The sequence below is a fragment of the Cupriavidus respiraculi genome (genome assembly GCF_914271545.1).
Taxonomy (GTDB): domain Bacteria; phylum Pseudomonadota; class Gammaproteobacteria; order Burkholderiales; family Burkholderiaceae; genus Cupriavidus; species Cupriavidus respiraculi.
Map to the genome: position 1 here is coordinate 881,423 of NZ_CAJZAH010000002.1, position 17,258 is coordinate 898,680.

Genomic DNA, 17,258 nt, shown 5'->3' on the forward strand with positions numbered 1-17,258 from the left:
AGAACAACGGGCCAGCGCGCGCCGGGCGTTTTCCAGCCTTGAACACCATCATCACCCAGGAGAAATCATGATCGTCACCCGCAGGCAAACCCTGGCGGCCCTTGCCGCCACCACCCTGCTGGCCCTCGCCGGCTGCGGCAAGAAGGACGCCGACAAGCCGGCCGAAACGGCCGCGCCCGGCGCACCGGCCGCCGAGCAGAAGGCCGAGCCGCTGAAGGTTGCCTTCGTCTATATCGGACCGGTGGGCGACGCCGGCTGGACCTACGCCCACGACAACGGCCGCAAGGCCGTGGAAGAAAAGTTCGGCGACAAGGTCAAGACCACCTACGTCGAGAACGTGCCCGAGTCGGCCTCCGACGCGGAACGCGTGTTCCGCGACCTGGCCAGCCAGGGCAACAAGCTGATCTTCGGCACCACCTTCGGCTACATGGAATCGATGCTCAAGGTCGCCAAGGAATTTCCGGACGTCAAGTTCGAGCACGCGACCGGCTTCAAGACCGCCGAGAACGTCGCCCAGTACGACGTGCGCACCTACGAGGGCGCCTACCTGGCCGGCGTGGTCGCCGGCAAGATGAGCAAGACCGGCAAGATGGGCGTGGTGGCCTCGGTACCCATTCCCGAAGTGATCCGCAATATCGACTCGTTCGCGCTGGGCGCGCGCAGCGTCAATCCGAACGCCACGGTCAAGGTCGTCTGGGTCAACAAGTGGTTCGATCCGGGCAAGGAGCGCGAAGCCGCCACCACGCTGATCGGCCAGGGCGTCGACATGCTGATGCAGAACACCGATTCCGCCGCCGTGGTGCAGACCGCGCAGGAAAAGGGCGTGCATGCGTTCGGCTGGGACAGCGACATGACCCGGTTCGGCGAGAAGGCGCACCTGGCCGCCTCGGTGATCACGTGGGGCGTCTACTACAACAAGGTCGTCGAGGACGTGCTCAACAACCAGTGGAAGACGAACACCACCTGGTGGGGTCTGAAGGAGAACATGATCGACCTGAAGGCGTACAACGGCGACGTGCCCGAGGACGTCAAGGCGCTGGTCGCCGAGCGCAAGAAGGGCATCGTCGATGGCACCGCGCCGATCTGGAAGGGCCCCGTCAAGGACAACACGGGCAAGGAACAACTCGCCGCCGACCAGGTCGCCGACGACAAATTCCTGCACAACGTGAAGTTCTACGTCGAGGGCGTGGAAGGCAAGATTCCGGGCTGACCCGGGGGCCCGCTGCCATCCCGCGCTGGCGGGATGGCGGCGATTGCGCGCCGGCCGGATCGCATTGACTTGAACCGATCCGCAACGGCCCAACCTAAACTGGCATGGCTGACCATTGCAGGATCAGACCACCCGTGAAGGAGGCCTCACATGTGGAAGAAATTTTCGGCGCTATGGACGCTCGTGCGGCGCGACGGCCGCTTGCTGTGGTACGCCCTGCGGCACCCCGATGCGCCGGCATGGCTCAAGCCCGCCGCCCTGGGCCTGCTGTTCTACGCGATCTCGCCCATCGACCTGGTGCCGGATCTGGTGGCCGGCCTGGGGATCGTCGATGACGTGGTGCTGATCCCGCTGGCCGTCCACTTCATGCTCAGGCGCCTGCCACCGCATATCCTGCGGCAGGCGCAGATGCGGGCGACCGCCACCCGCGTGCGTCCGCACTGAACGCTTACCCGCAAGAAAAAGGGCCGCGACGCGGCCCTTTTTCCATGCTCCGCTGCCTTACGGCAGCAGGATCGTCGAGCCGGTGGTCTTGCGGCTCTCCAGATCGCGGTGCGCCTGCGCCGCGTCCGACAGCGCGTAGCGCTGGCGGATCTCGATCTTCACCTTTCCGCTGGTCACCACATCGAACAACTCCGCCGCCATCGGCTCCAGCAACTGGCGCTGCGTCACATAGGTCATGATCGTCGGGCGTGTGAGCCGCAGCGAACCCTTGCTGCCGAGCAGGCCCACGTCGAACGGGGGCACCGGGCCGGAGGCGTTGCCGAAGATCACCATGGTGCCGCGCGGCGACAGGCAGTCCAGCGAGTCGTTGAAGGTGTCCTTGCCGATCGAGTCGTAGACCACCGGCACGCCCTTGCCGCCGGTAATTTCCTTGACGCGCTCCAGGAACGGCTCGCGCGAATAGACGATGGTGTGGTCGCAGCCATGTGCCTTGGCCAGCGCGGCCTTGTCGTCGCTGCCGACGGTGCCGATCACGGTGGCGCCCAGCGCCTTGAGCCACTGGCAGGCGATCAGTCCCACGCCGCCCGCCGCCGCATGCAGCAGCACGGTGTCGCCCGGCTGCACGCGATAGCTGTCGCGCACGAGGTATTGCACGGTCAGGCCCTGCATCATCATCGCGGCGGCCTGCTCGAACGACACCGCGTCCGGCAGCTTCACCACGATATCGGCCGGCATCACGCGCGCCTGCGCGTAGGAGCCGGTCGGGCGCCCCGCGTAGGCGACGCGGTCGCCCGCCTTGAGATGCGTCACGCCGGGCCCCACGGCCTCGACCACGCCGGCCCCTTCCATGCCGATGCCGCCGGGCAGCGGCTGCTTGTACAGGCCCGTGCGGAAATACACGTCGATATAGTTCAGGCCCACCGCTTCGTGCCGCACGCGGATTTCGCCGGGACCGGGCTCGCCGATTTCCACGTCGACCCACTGCATGACCTCGGGTCCGCCGTTCTCGTAGATGCGAATGGCTTTGCTCATTGCGTTGCTCTCCTGACTTCGCGAATGGGGATGGTGTGTTGGTGCCGCGCGGCGTGCGGTCAGTCCGGCTCGCCGCGGGCCTCGCTGCGCCTGCGCAGTTCGGCGATCAGCAGTTCCGCGGTGGCGACATTGGTCGCGCACGGCACGTCGTGCACGTCGCAGGCACGCACCAGCGCGTTGATATCGGGCTCGTGCGGCTGCGGGGTCATGGGGTCGCGCAGGAAGACCACGGCGCCGACGCGGCCCTCGGCCAGCTGCGCGCCGATCTGCAGGTCGCCGCCCCACGGGCCGGACAGCATGCGCGTGACCGCGAGCCCCACCTCGTCGACCAGCCGGCCACCGGTGGTGCCGGTGGCCAGCAGTTCGCAGCGCGCGAGGAAATCGCGGTGCCGCGCGGCGAACGCGACGATCTCGTCCTTCTTGCGGTCATGCGCGATCAGCGCGATGCGGGGATAGGTCATGGTGCGGCTCGCCGGAACGTTGGGACGGACAGTTCTTGCCAGGAAACGCGCCGGCTCAGAACGTGCCGGGATAGGCGCCGCCATCGAGCAGCACGTTCTGGCCCGTCATGTACGCCGCCTGCTGGCTGCACAGGAAGGCGCAGGTGGCGCCGAACTCGGCGGGGTCGCCGAAGCGGCGGCTCGGATTGGCGGCGGCGCGGCGCTGGGCCACCTCGTCGATGGGCAGGCCGGCCTTCTTGGCCGCGCCTTCCATGGTCTTGAACAGGCGGTCGGTATTGAACGGTCCCGGCAGCAGGTTGTTGATGGTCACGCCATGCTGGGCGACCTCCCGCGCCACGCCGGCGACGAAGCCGGTCAGGCCCGAGCGCGCGCCATTGGACAGGCCCAGCACGTCGATCGGCGCCTTGACCGCGCCGCTGGTGATATTGATGATGCGGCCCCACTTGCGGGCGATCATGCCGTCCACGGTGGCCTTGATCAGTTCGATCGGCGTGAGCATGTTGGCATCGAGCGCGGCGATCCACGTGTCGCGGTCCCAGTCGCGGAAATTGCCCGGCGGCGGCCCGCCCGCGTTGTTGACCAGGATATCCAGGTCGCCCAGCTTCGCCGCCGCTTCGAGCGCCAGCTTGCGGCCTTCCGGCGTGGTGATGTCCGTCGCCACCGCCAGCACGCGCCGGCCGTGCCGCGCGCGCAGATCGGCCGCGGCCTTCTCCAGCGCCTCGGCGCCGCGCGCCACGATCACCACATCGACACCCTCGGCCGCCAGCGCATCGGCGCAGGCAAAACCCAGGCCCTTGCTGGCACCGCATACCAGCGCATGCTTTCCGCGCAATCCAAAGTCCATTTCCGTTTCTCCTTGCTTGTGATCGTGACGGGCGACGCGCCGTCCTTGCTTGATGACGTTATCGGGCTGGCTGCGCGGCAACCCGCGGCTTGACCGACAGCAGATAGATGCCGCCCATGACGAGCGCGCTGCCGACCAGCTGGACCCACGTCATGGGTTCGCCCAGCAGCCAGAATCCGAGGAACAGGGTCGATACCGGGCCGATCATGCCGGCCTGCGAGACCATCGGTGCGCCGATGCGCGCCACGGCCATCATGGTCATGGATACGGGCAACACGGTGCAGAACACGGCGTTGACCAGCGACAGCCACATCACCGGCGCGGGTTGCAGCAGTTCGGCCAGCGGGCGCCGCAGCACCAGGTACTGGATGATGCAGCAGGCGGTGGACACGCACATCGCATACGCCACCAGGCGCAGCGAGCCGACCCGGCTGACCAGTTCGCCGCTGGCGATCAGATAGATCGCGTAGGTCAGCGCGCTGCCCAGCACCAGCGCACCGCCCAGCCATACCTGGCTGCCGCTCACGTCGAGATCGTGCACGAATACCAGCACGATGCCGGCATAGGCCAGCAGCAGCGACAGCCACTGGCGAGCGCTGATCGGGCGTTTGAGCCAGAAGGCGGTCGCCAGCAGCACGAAGGACGGCGTCAGGAAGAGAATCAGCCGCTCCAGGCCCGCGGTGATGTACTGGAGACCAATGAAATCGAGGAAGCTCGACAGGTAGTACCCGATAAAGCCCAGCATCACGATGCGGCCCCGGTCGGCCCACGACAGCGGGGGGAGCTTGCGCGACTGCCACCAGCCGATGGCCATGAACAGCGGCACGGCGAACAGCATGCGCAGCGTCAGCACCATCACCGCATCGACGTTGTAGCGGTACATCAGCTTGGCGACGATGGCCTTGCCGGAGAACAGCACCGCGCCGATGGCGGCGACGGCCAGCCCGGCGCGCTGCCCGGACACGGACGCGGCGGGAAGGGCAAGGGATTTCTGGGAAGCGGACACGAGAGAAACGGAATGACTGCGAACGGAGTGGCGGCGCCACGCCGGGCGTGATCGGGCGGCATGGAGGTCAGCGCGCAGCGCCGAGGGGCGGCGCGCGACGCGACGATTGTATGCCAAAAGCCGCATGCGCATCGGCGGGCACCGGCGCGGGCGACGGAGCAGCGGTGCAGGCGGCGGCTTCCATTACAATCCCGCTCCATTGGAGTCGAAGGCTTCGTCGGCGGCGCGAGCCGCCTGCGCCGGTTTCGCGCACGATCGCGCTGGACGGCGCCTTCCCCTCTCTCGCCCCGTTGCCGCCCTTTCGCCGCCCTTTCGTCGCCCCTTTTGCTGCCCATTTCCCGCCGAGCCGCTACCGCCATGAAGCAAGACCCGCGCTTTCCCAACCTGTTCATCCTCGACCACCCGCTGATCCAGCACAAGCTGTCGCACATGCGGGATCGCGATACCTCGACGCGCACGTTCCGCGAGCTGCTGCGCGAGATCACGCTGCTGATGGGCTATGAAATCACGCGCAGCCTGCCGCTGACCACGCGCCGCATCGAGACGCCGCTGGTCGAGCTGGACGCGCCGGTGATCGCGGGCAAGAAGCTGACCATCGTGCCGGTGCTGCGCGCCGGGGTCGGCATGAGCGACGGCCTGGTCGAGCTGATTCCGTCGGCGCGCATCGGCCATATCGGCGTGTACCGCGACGAGCAGCATCGCCCCGTGGAATACCTGGTGCGCCTGCCGGACGTAGAGGACCGCAGCTTCATCCTGTGCGATCCGATGGTGGCCACCGGCTACTCGGCGGCCCATGCGGTCGACGTGCTCAAGCGCCGCGGCGTCAAGGACGAGGCCATCACGTTCGTGGCGCTGGTCGCCGCGCCCGAAGGCGTCGAAGTCTTCCAGAAGGCCCATCCCGGCGTGAAGCTTTATGTGGCATCGCTGGACAGCCATCTGGACAGCCATGCCTACATCATCCCGGGGCTCGGCGATGCCGGGGACCGGTTGTTCGGGACGAAGAACTGAGAAAACAGTCGCGCTTGGCGACCGGTCACCCTCACGCCCGGCCCTCTCCCGCTGGCGGGAGAGGGGAGGAACACCGTCAGCCTGTGTATTGCAATCGGTTTGCTCCCCTCTCCCGCACGCGGGAGAGGGGACGGGGGTGAGGGTGACCGCCTGCCATCCCGCAAGCCCTCACATCATCGCCGACCCTTCTTCCCCGTCCCCAGCAGACTTCCCAGCACCCCGCGTACCAGCTCGCGTCCCACCTGCGAGCCAACCGTACGCGCGGCCGTCTTGGCCATCGTCTCCAGAATCGAATCGCCCCGCCCGGTCTTGCCCGTGCCCTTGGTCAGCCCGCCGAACAGATCCCCTGCCTGATCCAGCCAGCCGCGCTCGCCCGCCTCCGCGTCCTGCGGCGCCGGTGCGGCTTCGCCCGCCGGCGCGGCCGCCCGGCCCTTGAGGCGCTCGTACGCCGACTCGCGGTCCACGGTCTTTTCGTAGGTTCCCGCCACCAGCGAGCCGGCGATCAACTGCTGCCGCTCCTGCTCGTCGATCGGGCCGATACGGCTGCCCGGGGGCAGGATCCACGCGCGCTCGGTCACCGTGGGCGTGCCCTTGGCGTCCAGCAGCGACACCAGCGCCTCGCCCACGCCGAGTTCCCCGATGGCGGTCTCCAGGTCCAGCTTCGGGTTCGCCCGCATCGTCGTCGCCGCGACCTTGACCGCCTTCTGGTCGCGCGGCGTGAAGGCCCGCAGCGCGTGCTGCACGCGGTTGCCGAGCTGCCCCAGCACGGTGTCCGGAATATCGACAGGGTTCTGCGTGACGAAGTACACGCCCACGCCCTTGGAGCGGATCAGCCGCACCACCTGCTCGATCTTGTCCAGCAGGGCCTTGGGCGCGTCGTTGAACAGCAGGTGCGCCTCGTCGAAGAAGAACACCAGCCGCGGCTTGTCCAGGTCGCCTGCCTCGGGCAGCTTCTCGAACAGCTCCGAGAGCATCCACAGCAGGAAGGTCGCGTAGAGCCGGGGCGAATGCAGCAACTGGTCGGCGGCCAGGATATTGACCACGCCCATGCCCTTCTCGGTCTGCATGAAGTCGTCCAGGTTCAGCATCGGCTCGCCGAAGAACGCGTCCGCGCCCTGCGATTCGAGCGCGATCAGCCCGCGCTGAATGGCGCCGACCGACGCGGCCGAGATATTGCCGTACTCGGTGGTGAACTGGCTGGCGTTCTCGCCCACGTGCTGCAGCATCGCGCGCAGGTCCTTGGCATCGAGCAGCAGCAGGCCGTTGGCGTCGGCGATGCGGAACACCAGGTTCAGCACGCCCTGCTGGGTATCGTTGAGCTCCAGCATCCGCGCGAGCAGCAGCGGGCCCATGTCCGACACGGTGGCGCGCACGGGGTGGCCCTTCTTGCCGAACACGTCCCACAGCGTGGTCGGACAAGCACCCCACTGCGGCTCGGGCAGGCCCAGGTCGTCGAGCCGGGCCTTGAGCTTGTCCGACAGCTTGCCGGGCTGCGAGATGCCGGTCAGGTCGCCCTTGACGTCGGCCATGAACACCGGCACGCCCAGCCGCGAGAAGCCCTGCGCCAGCGTCTGCAGCGTCACGGTCTTGCCGGTGCCGGTGGCGCCGGTGATCAGGCCGTGCCGGTTGCCCATCTGGGGCAGCAGCGCGAGTTCTTGTTCGGCATTGCGGGCAATCACGATGGGGTCGGCCATGGCGGGTCAGGTTGCTCTGTGGTGGACGGGGAACGGGCAGCGGCACGGCCGGCTGGCCGCGAGCGCCCGCGACGCGCCGGAAATCGCCGTCTCGGGCGGCCGGCGGCGCAGGGGCGCGTGATAAAATCTCCGGCCGATTATAGCCAGCGGCAAGCCGGACCAGCAGCACCATGACGGGTCCCCTTGCCGGGCGCGCGGGGCATCCGGTGCCCATGCCGCGCCAGCGCATCGTACTTTGGCAGACAGCGGCCAGGCCGCACCCGTCCCGCCCTTACGCACACATCGCAGGTATTCCGCTTCGGAGAGAATCATGGCCGGTCATTCCAAATGGGCCAATATCAAACATAAGAAAGCCGCCGCCGACGCCAAGCGCGGCAAGATCTGGACCCGCCTGATCAAGGAAATCACCGTGGCCGCCAAGCTCGGCGGCGGTGATCCCGACTCCAATCCGCGGCTGCGCCTGTCCATGGACAAGGCGATGGACGCGAACATGCCCAAGGACAATATCCAGCGCGCGATCCAGCGTGGCGTGGGCGGGCTCGAGGGCGCCAACTACGAGGAAATCCGCTACGAGGGCTACGGCCTGTCCGGCGCGGCCATCATCGTCGACTGCCTGACCGACAACCGCACGCGCACCGTCGCCGAAGTGCGCCACGCCTTCTCGAAGCACGGCGGCAACATGGGCACCGAAGGCTCGGTCGCCTTCATGTTCACGCATTGCGGCCAGTTCCTGTTCGGCCCGGGCACGCCCGAGGACAAGCTGATGGAAGCGGCGCTCGAAGCCGGCGCCGACGACGTGGTGACGAACGACGACGGCTCCATCGAGGTGCTGTGCCCGCCCAACGACTTCGGCACGGTCAAGGCCGCGCTGGAAGCCGCCGGCTTCAAGGCCGAGCTGGCCGACGTCATCATGAAGCCGCAGAACGAGGTGGTCTTCACCGGCGACGACGCGGCCAGGATGCAGAAGCTGCTCGACGCCATCGAAAACCTGGACGACGTGCAGGAAGTCTTTACCAACGCGGTGATCGAGGACTGACGGTCCCCGGCGCTTCGTTCTGCATCACCCTACCGCGGCGTGCCGCGATCCGCTTCGCCGGGTCCGGCCGCCGCTTCGCATGCGACTCTTTTCTGGCAGTGGATCATGAAAGTATTGGTTGTCGGCTCCGGCGGACGTGAACACGCGCTGGCCTGGAAACTGGCCCAGTCCCCCAAGGTGCAGGTCGTCTACGTGGCGCCCGGCAATGGCGGCACGGCGCTCGACAAGCGCCTGCAGAACATTCCGCTGACCGACCCCGAGGTGCTGGCCGCCTTCGCCGAGCGCGAAGGGGTCCACTTCACCGTGGTCGGTCCCGAGGCCCCGCTGGCCGCCGGCATCGTCGACATCTTCCGCGCCAAGGGCCTGCGCATCTTCGGGCCGACGAAGGCCGCGGCGCAGCTCGAATCGTCGAAGGACTTTGCCAAGGCGTTCATGCAGCGCCACCAGATCCCGACGGCCGCCTACCAGACCTTCACCGATGCCGCGCAGGCGCATGCCTATATCGACGCGCAGGGCGCGCCGATCGTGATCAAGGCCGACGGCCTGGCCGCCGGCAAGGGCGTGGTGGTCGCCACCACGCTGGAAGAGGCCCACGGCGCGGTCGACATGATGCTGGCCGACAACAAGCTGGGCGATGCCGGCGCGCGCGTGGTGATCGAGCAGTTCCTGGAAGGCGAGGAAGCGAGCTTCATCGTGCTGGTCGACGGCAACAACGTGCTCGCGCTGGCCACCAGCCAGGACCACAAGCGCCTGCTGGACGGCGACGCCGGCCCGAACACCGGCGGCATGGGCGCGTACTCCCCGGCCCCGGTGGTCACCCCCGCCCTGCACGCGCGGGTGCTGCGCGAGATCATCATGCCGACGGTGCGCGGCATGGAGAAGGACGGTATTCCGTACACCGGCTTCCTGTACGCCGGCCTGATGATCGACAAGGAAGGCACGCCGCGCACGCTGGAATTCAACTGCCGCATGGGCGATCCCGAAACCCAGCCCATCATGGCGCGCCTGAAGACCGACCTGTTCGACGTGATGGAGCATGCCGTGAACGGCAAGCTCGACAGCATCGAACTGGACTGGGACCGCCGCACCGCCCTGGGCGTGGTGATGGCCGCCCACGGCTATCCGGATTCCCCGCGCAAGGGCGACGCCATCACCGGCATTCCGGCCGAGACCGACGACAGCGTGACGTTCCACGCCGGCACCACGCTGGCCGACGGCACGCTGCGCACCTCGGGCGGCCGCGTGCTGTGCGTGGTGGGTCTGGCAGATACGGTCCGGGCCGCGCAGCGCGCGGCCTATGCCGCCATCGAGCAGATCCAGTTCGACGGCATGCAGTACCGCACCGATATCGGCTACCGCGCCATCAAGCGCTGATCGTGTCGTGGCGCAGGTCGGCGGATGCGGGGAAAACCCCTGCATCCGTCACCCAGTACAATGACAGCGCCGTGACGTCGCCATGACGGCGGTGCATCGGCTCGCGTGCCGGCCGTCTTCGATGGCGACCGGTCCGGCCATGCCGGCCTTTTGATCCCGATCCGCACACCATGATCGATTCCCAGGCAGTCCGTGCCTACCTGCTCGGTCTTCAGGACCGCATCACCGACGCAGTCGCCGCCATCGACGGACAGCCGTTCGCCACCGATGCCTGGGAGAAGCCCCCCACCGAACGGCTGCGCGGCAGCGGCCGCACGCGCATCCTCGAGGAAGGCGCGGTGATGGAGCGGGCGGGCGTGGGCTTCTCGCACGTGATGGGCGACACGCTGCCGCCCTCCGCCACGGCCAACCGGCCTGAACTGGCGGGCCGCAGCTTCGAAGCCATGGGCGTGTCGCTGGTGTTCCACCCCCGCAATCCGTACGTGCCCACGGTCCATATGAACGTGCGCTGCTTCCTGGCGGTCAAGCCGGACTCGGAGCCGGTCTGGTGGTTCGGCGGCGGCATGGACCTGACGCCCTACTATGGCCAGGCCGAGGACTGCGGGCATTTCCACCGCACCTGCAAGGACGCGCTCGACCCGTTCGGCACCGACCTCTATCCCCGCTTCAAGCAGTGGTGCGACGAGTACTTCTACCTGAAGCACCGCGGCGAGGCGCGCGGCATCGGCGGCGTGTTCTTCGACGACTTCCAGGCGCTCGGCTTCGAGCGCAGCTTCGCGATGATGCGCGCGGTGGGCGATGCCTTCCTGCCCGCCTACCTGCCCATCCTCGCGTCCCGCAAGGACCAGCCGTACGGCGAACGCGAGCGCGACTTCCAGGCCTACCGGCGGGGGCGCTATGTCGAATTCAACCTGGTGTTCGACCGCGGCACGCTGTTCGGCCTGCAGTCGGGCGGGCGCACCGAATCGATCCTGATGTCGATGCCGCCGCGCGCCGCGTGGCGCTACGACTGGCAGCCGCAGCCCGGCAGCGCGGAGGCGGCGTTGTACACCGACTACCTGCCCGCGCGCGACTGGGTGTGAAGCGCGCATCCATGGACCGCAATCCTTCGAGCCCCGCGCCCGCCGGCGCGCCCGAAAACCCGGCTCCCTCCCGGCCCTACCGCCTGGGCATCCTCGGCGGCACCTTCGATCCGCCCCATGTCGGCCATCTGGCGCTGGCGCGGCTCTATATCGGCCATCTCGGACTGGACGAACTGGTGTGGATCCCCACCGGCCAGTCGTGGCAGAAGGGCGCCGACGTAACCCCGGCGAGCGATCGCCTGGCCATGACGGAACTGGCGGCCGCGGCGCTGGCGGACGCGCCGGCGCGGGTCCATGTCAGCCGCATGGAAGTGGACCGCGCCGGCCCCAGCTACACCGTCGATACGGTACGGCAGTTGCGCGAGCAATACGGGCCGGCCACCTCGCTGGCCTGGCTGATGGGCGCCGACCAATTGCTGCGCCTCGATACCTGGCACGGCTGGCAAGACCTGTTCGACTACGTGCACCTGTGCGTGGCCACGCGACCCGGTTTCGACCTCGCGCAACTGGACGGTCCGGTGCGGGAAGCACTGGGCGCGCGGCAGGCGGACACCCGCCTGATACAATCCACGCCCTCCGGCAGGATGTGGATCGACCAGACGCTAGCCGTCGACCTCTCCTCCACCGCCCTGCGCCAGCGCCTCGCCGCCGGCGCGCCGGCGGATGACCAACTCCCCCCGGGCGTGGCAAACTACATTGCCGCCCACGGTCTCTATCGCCATGGCTGAACAGCGCGGGCGGCAAGGGCCAGAGCCCGCAACCGATCACAGCTGAAAGAACAACCACATGGATATTCGCAAACTGCAGCGCGCCATCGTCGACGGCCTCGAAGATGTCAAGGCGCAGGACATCAAGGTCTTCGACACCTCCCACCTGACGGAGCTGTTCGACCGTGTGGTGATCGCCAGCGGCACCTCGAACCGCCAGACCAAGGCGCTCGCCGCCTCCGTGCGCGATACGGTCAAGGACGCCGGCGGCCATATCGTGGCGGTCGAGGGCCTGGAAACCGGCGAGTGGGTGCTTGTCGATTGCGGCGACGCGGTCGTGCATATCCTGCAGCCGCAACTGCGCCTGTACTACAACCTCGAGGAAATCTGGGGCGACAAGCCGGTGCGCATCAAGCTGGCCTCTGCCCGTGGCCTGGCCAAGGCCAGCGAGCCGATGGACGGCGAAGACGATGACGCGCCGCGCCCGCGCACCCGCCGCGCCGTGGGCGAGCGCCCGTCGCTGGCGCGCCTGCCCGAAGGCATGAAGGAACCCTCCCCGCCGATGGGCCACGAGGATACCGACCCGGACGCCATCGCCACCATCCGCAAGCCGGCGCGCACGCGCACCACCAGCAGCAGCGGCGCCGCGCCTTCGCGCACGGCAGCGGCCAAGTCGGCGCCGCGCAAGACGGCCGCCACCGGCACGGCGCGCAAGACCGCCACCAAGGCCACGGCCAAGACGGCGGGCAAGACGGCCACCAAGACCGCGGCGAAAACCGCCACCAAGTCCGCCGCCAAGACCGCCGCGCCGCGCAAGCGCACCACGCGTTCGGCCTGAGGCCGGCGGCACATGCGGGAAAACGGCATCTTCGGCATCCGGCCGGCACGAGCATGACACCATGCAACTGCTGATCGTCGCGGTGGGCCACAAGATGCCAGGCTGGATCGAGGCCGGCTTCGCCGAGTATGCCAAGCGCATGCCGCCGGAGTTGCGCATCGAACTGCGCGAGATCAAGCCCGAGACCCGCTCCTCCAGCAACAACGCCGCCACCGTGATGCAACGCGAGGCGGCGCGCATCGAGGCCGCGCTGCCGCGGCAATGCCGCATCGTCGCGCTCGACGAGCGCGGCCGCGATCTCACCACCGTGCAGCTGGCCGAACAGCTCACCGGCTGGCAGCGCGAAGGCGGCGATGTCGCCTTCGTGATCGGTGGCGCGGACGGGCTCGATCCGTCCATCAAGTCGCGCGCCAACACCCTGCTGCGCCTCTCCAGCCTGACCCTGCCGCATGGCATGGTCCGCGTGCTGCTCGCCGAGCAGCTCTACCGGGCCTGGTCGGTCACGCAGAACCACCCCTACCATCGCGCCTGAATTCCCGCATGCCGGCGCCGCCCCGCGCCGGCATGCGCTCCCGCGCTTGCGGTGCACTAGGCCACGCGTACAATGCGACTCATCCGGCCAGCGCCATCGCGACGCGAGGCGCGGCATTGCGGCATCGCGATGCCGCCCGGCCATCCCGCTGACTTCCGCCATCCGCCGTGATCCATCCCTACGTCTATCTCGCCTCCCAGAGCCCGCGCCGGCGCGAACTGCTGAGCCAGCTCGGCGTCAGCTTCGAACTGCTTCTCGCCGATGACGACGAGGATGCCGAGGCGCTCGAAGCCGTGCTGCCGGGTGAAACGCCCGACGACTATGTCCAACGCGTGTGCGCGCTGAAGGCCGAGGCCGCGCTGCGGCGCCGCGAACGGCGCGCGCTGCCGGAGGCGCCGATCCTGACGTCGGACACGACGGTGTGCCTCGGCGGCGCGATCCTGGGCAAGCCCGACGATGCCGACCACGCCACGCGCATGCTGACCGCGCTTTCCGGCATGACGCACCGCGTGCTGACCGCCGTCACCGTGGTCTCGACCTTCGGCGCCCACCACGCGCTGTCCGTTTCCGAGGTCACCTTCCGCCCGATGGACGAGGACGAAATCGCGCGCTACGTGGCCAGCGGCGAGCCCGTCGGCAAGGCCGGCGCATACGGCATCCAGGGCCGCGCCGCCGAGTTCGTGCAACGGATCGCGGGTAGCTATTCGGGTATCATGGGTCTGCCCCTGTTCGAGACGGCCGCGCTGCTGCGACAGGCGCGGCTGCGGTTCTGACCGGCGGCCTCCTCCTATGACCGAAGACATCCTCGTCAATATCACTCCGCAGGAAACCCGTGTCGCCATCGTGCAGCAGGCCGCCGTCCAGGAGCTGCATGTCGAGCGCACGCTGACCCGCGGGCTGGTCGGCAATATCTATCTCGGCAAGGTGGTGCGCGTGCTGCCCGGCATGCAATCGGCCTTCATCGATATCGGCCTCGAACGCGCCGCCTTCCTGCATGTGGCCGACATCTGGCACCCGCGCGAGGCGGAGCGCAACGGCACGCCGCAACTGGCCATCGAGAAGACGCTGTTCGAAGGGCAGGCGCTGACCGTGCAGGTCATCAAGGACCCGATCGGCACCAAGGGCGCGCGCCTGTCCACCCAGATCAGCATTGCCGGCCGCACGCTCGTGTACCTGCCGCAGGACCCCCATATCGGCATCTCGCAGCGCATCGAAGGCGAGGTGGACCGCGAGGCGCTGCGCGCCCGCGTGCAGGGCCTGGTGCCGCCCGACGAACGTGGCGGCTTCATCGTGCGCACCATCGCCGAGGAAGCCAACGACGACGAACTGGGCAACGATATCGCCTACCTGCGCAAGATCTGGAGTGCGATCCGCCTGAACGCCACCACGCAGCCGGCACCGAGCCTGCTGTACCAGGACCTGAGCCTGGCGCAGCGCGTGCTGCGCGACTTCGTCAACGACGCCACCGGCGTGATCCAGGTCGATTCGCGCGAGAACTTCCAGAAGCTGCTGGAGTTCGCGCAGGAATACACGCCGGCGGTGCTGTCGCGCCTGTCGCACTACACCGGCGAGCGGCCCATCTTTGACCTGTTCAATATCGACGCCGAGATCGAGCGCGCGCTGTCGCGACGTGTCGACCTGAAGTCCGGCGGCTACCTGATGATCGACCAGACCGAGGCGATGACGACGATCGACGTCAACACCGGCGGCTATGTCGGCGCGCGCAACTTCGACGACACGATCTTCAAGACCAACCTCGAAGCGGCGCACACCATCGCGCGTCAGCTGCGGCTGCGCAATCTGGGCGGCATCATCATCATCGACTTCATCGACATGGAGAATGTCGAGCACCGCGACGCGGTGCTGTCCGAGCTCAAGCGCGCGCTGGCCCGCGATCGCACGCGCATCACGGTCAACGGGTTCTCGCAGCTGGGACTGGTCGAGATGACGCGCAAGCGCACGCGCGAGTCGCTGGCCCACGTACTGTGCGAACAATGCCCGGTCTGCACGGGCAAGGGCCAGGTCAAGACGCCGCGCACGGTCTGCTATGAAATCCTGCGCGAGATCATGCGCGAGTCGCGGCAGTTCAATCCGCGCGAATTCCGCATCCTCGCCTCGCAGGAAGTCATCGACCTGTTCCTCGAGGAGGAAAGCCAGCATATGGCGATGCTGGGCGACTTCATCGGCAAGCCGATCTCCCTGCAGGTCGAATCGACCTTCCATCAGGAGCAGTACGACATCATCCTGATGTGATGGCGCCCCCGGTCTCGGGGTAAGCCCTCCGCGCGGCCCGTGGCCGCGTCCGCTATAACGGAATCAGCAAGCCCGACGACAGGAGCGACGATGAAAGCGGACCGCCCCACCCCTCTGCTGCTCGTTCTTTCGCTGGTGCTGGGAATCGCCGCGATGGTGCCGGGCTGCGCGCCGCTGCCCGTCCCCGCGGGCCCCACCGCCGCGGCCACTCCCCCCGCCCCCGCCGGCGAAGCGCCGCGCATTGCCCCACCCACGCCCATTCCAACGCGCGTCATCGAGATCACTGGCGAATGCAGCCAGACCGAGGACGACGGCTTTCGCGAGGAAGCGCGCGTGCATGTATCGAATAACGAGGTGCGCAGCCTGACCTGGCGGCTGTGGGTGCCGAAGCAGCGGGGGCAGTGCAGCTTCGATCTGGCCGAATTCCGCCAGAGCCGCAGCGCTCCCCATATCGAACTGAAGGCGCTCGATGGCAGCAGCTGCACGCTGATGGTCTGGCAGGATCCCCGGCGCGTGACGCTGGCCCATGCGGGCTGCGAGAAGCGCTGCACGCCGGGCATCTACGAGCAGGCGTGGCCGGTCATGTTCGATCCGGCGAGCGGCCGTTGCGCGCGGCTGCGCTAGCGTGCCGTAGCCAGGCCCGGATCAGCCGCGCCTGACCCAGACCACGATGCCGCCCGCGATACCGAGCGTGCGGCGGTCGGGGTTGTAGTCCATGGTGCCGGGATACTGCTGTGCATCGCGCTGGCCGATGCGCCAGGGGCAACCCTTGAGCAGCGCGACGGCCTCCGCCTCGGGCTTTCCGACCAGCGCATCGTCGGACATCTTGTTCGCCTCGCAACCCTGCTCCGTGCCGGGAGCGCCTTGCGGCCCCGCGTTGGGCGGCGCGCCGGGGTCGATCATCGGCCGGCTGGCGCAGGCGGCCAGCGCGACGGCGCAGGAGGTGAGGCACAGCAGCCGGGCAAGCAGTCGTGAACCGAAGAACGAGGGCATGCGGAATCCTTTGTCGTTTTGGGGTCGATCTCGGGGAGCCATGTCGGGGACCATGTGCTGGGCCGATTTGGTGTCGATCCAGCGGCAGGCGCCCCGGCACCGCCCGCGAGCTTACTTCGCCTTGGGCACGCGGCCTATCAGAAAGAACTCATCGTTGGGGCGCATGCCGATGGTGTTGGCCATGCGGTTCGACAGCCCGAAGAAGGCGGTGATGGCCGCAATATCCCAGGCGTCCTCGTCGCTGAAGCCGTGTTCGCGCAGCGCCGCGAAGTCGTCCTCGTCGATCTGGTGCGAGGCCTCGCACACCTTCATCGCAAAATCCAGCATGGCGCGCTGGCGCGGGCTCAGGTCCGCCTTGCGGTAGTTGACGGCAACCTGGTCGGCCAGCAGCGGCTGCTTTTCGTAGACCCGCAGGATGGCGCCATGGGCCACCACGCAATACAGGCACTGGTTGGCGCCCGAGGTGGCCACCACGATCATCTCGCGCTCACCCTTGGTCAGGCCGCCCTCCTTGAGCATCAGCGCGTCGTGATAGGCGAAGAAGGCGCGGAATTCGTCCGGGCGGTGCGCGAGCGTGAGAAAGACGTTGGGCACGAAGCCCGCCTTCTCCTGGACTTCCAGCATGCGCTGGCGGATATCGTCCGGCAGGTCGGCCAGCGCCGGCACCGGGTAGCGGCTGATGGGGCGGGCGCCGGTCTGCGGCGCGGATGCTGCGCGAGGCTGGGCGGTCATGGCTGTCTCCTG

Annotated in this window: 19 protein-coding genes; 12 read left to right on the forward strand and 7 right to left on the reverse strand. The window is 68.1% G+C overall.

Annotated features, from left to right (window positions below):
- Nucleotides 1-67: 67 nt before the first annotated feature.
- Nucleotides 68-1,210 (forward strand): BMP family ABC transporter substrate-binding protein, encoded by a 1,143-nt coding sequence (locus tag LDO27_RS11900; protein WP_224041957.1) that lies wholly within the window; start codon nt 68-70, stop codon nt 1,208-1,210.
- A 150-nt stretch (nt 1,211-1,360) separates the two neighbouring features.
- Nucleotides 1,361-1,654, forward strand: a complete 294-nt coding sequence (locus LDO27_RS11905) for a YkvA family protein (RefSeq protein WP_222201578.1) — start codon at nt 1,361-1,363, stop codon at nt 1,652-1,654.
- A gap of 57 nt (nt 1,655-1,711) precedes the next feature.
- On the opposite strand, the gene LDO27_RS11910 is transcribed toward LDO27_RS11905, so the two are convergent.
- From LDO27_RS11910 to LDO27_RS11925, 4 genes are read right to left on the reverse strand one after another with little or no spacing between them, the layout of a single operon-like run.
- The gene (locus tag LDO27_RS11910; protein WP_222201579.1) at nt 1,712-2,686 is read right to left on the reverse strand and encodes a quinone oxidoreductase family protein; all 975 of its coding nucleotides are present in this window, start codon (nt 2,684-2,686) and stop codon (nt 1,712-1,714) included.
- 59 nt (nt 2,687-2,745) lie between these two features.
- Nucleotides 2,746-3,147, reverse strand: coding sequence for a methylglyoxal synthase (locus LDO27_RS11915; RefSeq protein WP_224041959.1), 402 nt, complete (start codon nt 3,145-3,147; stop codon nt 2,746-2,748).
- Between the two features lie 55 nt (nt 3,148-3,202).
- A complete protein-coding gene (locus LDO27_RS11920; protein ID WP_224041961.1) occupies nt 3,203-3,991 on the reverse strand; it encodes an SDR family oxidoreductase in 789 nt (262 codons plus the stop codon).
- A 58-nt stretch (nt 3,992-4,049) separates the two neighbouring features.
- Nucleotides 4,050-4,997, reverse strand: coding sequence for a DMT family transporter (locus tag LDO27_RS11925; RefSeq protein WP_224041963.1), 948 nt, complete (start codon nt 4,995-4,997; stop codon nt 4,050-4,052).
- 357 nt (nt 4,998-5,354) lie between these two features.
- On the opposite strand from LDO27_RS11925, the gene upp reads away from it, so the two are divergent.
- Nucleotides 5,355-6,005 (forward strand): uracil phosphoribosyltransferase, encoded by a 651-nt coding sequence (gene upp, locus LDO27_RS11930; RefSeq protein WP_222201583.1) that lies wholly within the window; start codon nt 5,355-5,357, stop codon nt 6,003-6,005.
- A gap of 173 nt (nt 6,006-6,178) precedes the next feature.
- On the opposite strand, the gene LDO27_RS11935 is transcribed toward upp, so the two are convergent.
- A complete protein-coding gene (locus LDO27_RS11935; protein ID WP_222201584.1) occupies nt 6,179-7,699 on the reverse strand; it encodes a helicase HerA-like C-terminal domain-containing protein in 1,521 nt (506 codons plus the stop codon).
- 310 nt (nt 7,700-8,009) lie between these two features.
- Here LDO27_RS11935 and LDO27_RS11940 point away from each other — a divergent pair, with 310 nt between their 5' ends.
- From LDO27_RS11940 to LDO27_RS11980, 9 genes are all read left to right on the forward strand, one after another.
- Nucleotides 8,010-8,735: a YebC/PmpR family DNA-binding transcriptional regulator gene (locus LDO27_RS11940; protein ID WP_224041965.1), complete on the forward strand. Its 726-nt coding sequence runs from the start codon at nt 8,010-8,012 to the stop codon at nt 8,733-8,735.
- A gap of 105 nt (nt 8,736-8,840) precedes the next feature.
- A complete protein-coding gene (gene purD, locus LDO27_RS11945) occupies nt 8,841-10,109 on the forward strand; it encodes a phosphoribosylamine--glycine ligase (RefSeq protein WP_222201586.1) in 1,269 nt (422 codons plus the stop codon).
- Between the two features lie 170 nt (nt 10,110-10,279).
- Complete coding sequence (gene hemF / locus LDO27_RS11950; protein ID WP_224041967.1) at nt 10,280-11,191, forward strand: oxygen-dependent coproporphyrinogen oxidase; 912 nt, start codon at nt 10,280-10,282, stop codon at nt 11,189-11,191.
- An 11-nt stretch (nt 11,192-11,202) separates the two neighbouring features.
- Nucleotides 11,203-11,919: a nicotinate-nucleotide adenylyltransferase gene (locus LDO27_RS11955; protein WP_222201588.1), complete on the forward strand. Its 717-nt coding sequence runs from the start codon at nt 11,203-11,205 to the stop codon at nt 11,917-11,919.
- A gap of 58 nt (nt 11,920-11,977) precedes the next feature.
- Entirely contained in the window at nt 11,978-12,736 is a 759-nt protein-coding gene (gene rsfS / locus LDO27_RS11960) for a ribosome silencing factor (protein ID WP_222201589.1), read from the forward strand.
- 61 nt (nt 12,737-12,797) lie between these two features.
- Nucleotides 12,798-13,268 carry a 23S rRNA (pseudouridine(1915)-N(3))-methyltransferase RlmH gene (gene rlmH, locus LDO27_RS11965; RefSeq protein WP_222201590.1) on the forward strand — a complete coding sequence of 157 codons (471 nt, stop codon included), beginning with the start codon at nt 12,798-12,800 and terminating at the stop codon, nt 13,266-13,268.
- A gap of 170 nt (nt 13,269-13,438) precedes the next feature.
- Nucleotides 13,439-14,041, forward strand: coding sequence for a Maf family protein (locus LDO27_RS11970; RefSeq protein WP_222202318.1), 603 nt, complete (start codon nt 13,439-13,441; stop codon nt 14,039-14,041).
- Nucleotides 14,042-14,057: 16 nt separating this feature from the next.
- Nucleotides 14,058-15,521, forward strand: coding sequence for a ribonuclease G (gene rng, locus LDO27_RS11975; protein ID WP_222201591.1), 1,464 nt, complete (start codon nt 14,058-14,060; stop codon nt 15,519-15,521).
- A 90-nt stretch (nt 15,522-15,611) separates the two neighbouring features.
- Nucleotides 15,612-16,145, forward strand: a complete 534-nt coding sequence (locus tag LDO27_RS11980; RefSeq protein WP_224041969.1) for a hypothetical protein — start codon at nt 15,612-15,614, stop codon at nt 16,143-16,145.
- A gap of 21 nt (nt 16,146-16,166) precedes the next feature.
- On the opposite strand, the gene LDO27_RS11985 is transcribed toward LDO27_RS11980, so the two are convergent.
- A complete protein-coding gene (locus LDO27_RS11985; RefSeq protein WP_222201593.1) occupies nt 16,167-16,514 on the reverse strand; it encodes a hypothetical protein in 348 nt (115 codons plus the stop codon).
- Nucleotides 16,515-16,625: 111 nt separating this feature from the next.
- Nucleotides 16,626-17,246: a peroxidase-related enzyme gene (locus LDO27_RS11990; protein WP_224041971.1), complete on the reverse strand. Its 621-nt coding sequence runs from the start codon at nt 17,244-17,246 to the stop codon at nt 16,626-16,628.
- Nucleotides 17,247-17,258: the final 12 nt, after the last annotated feature.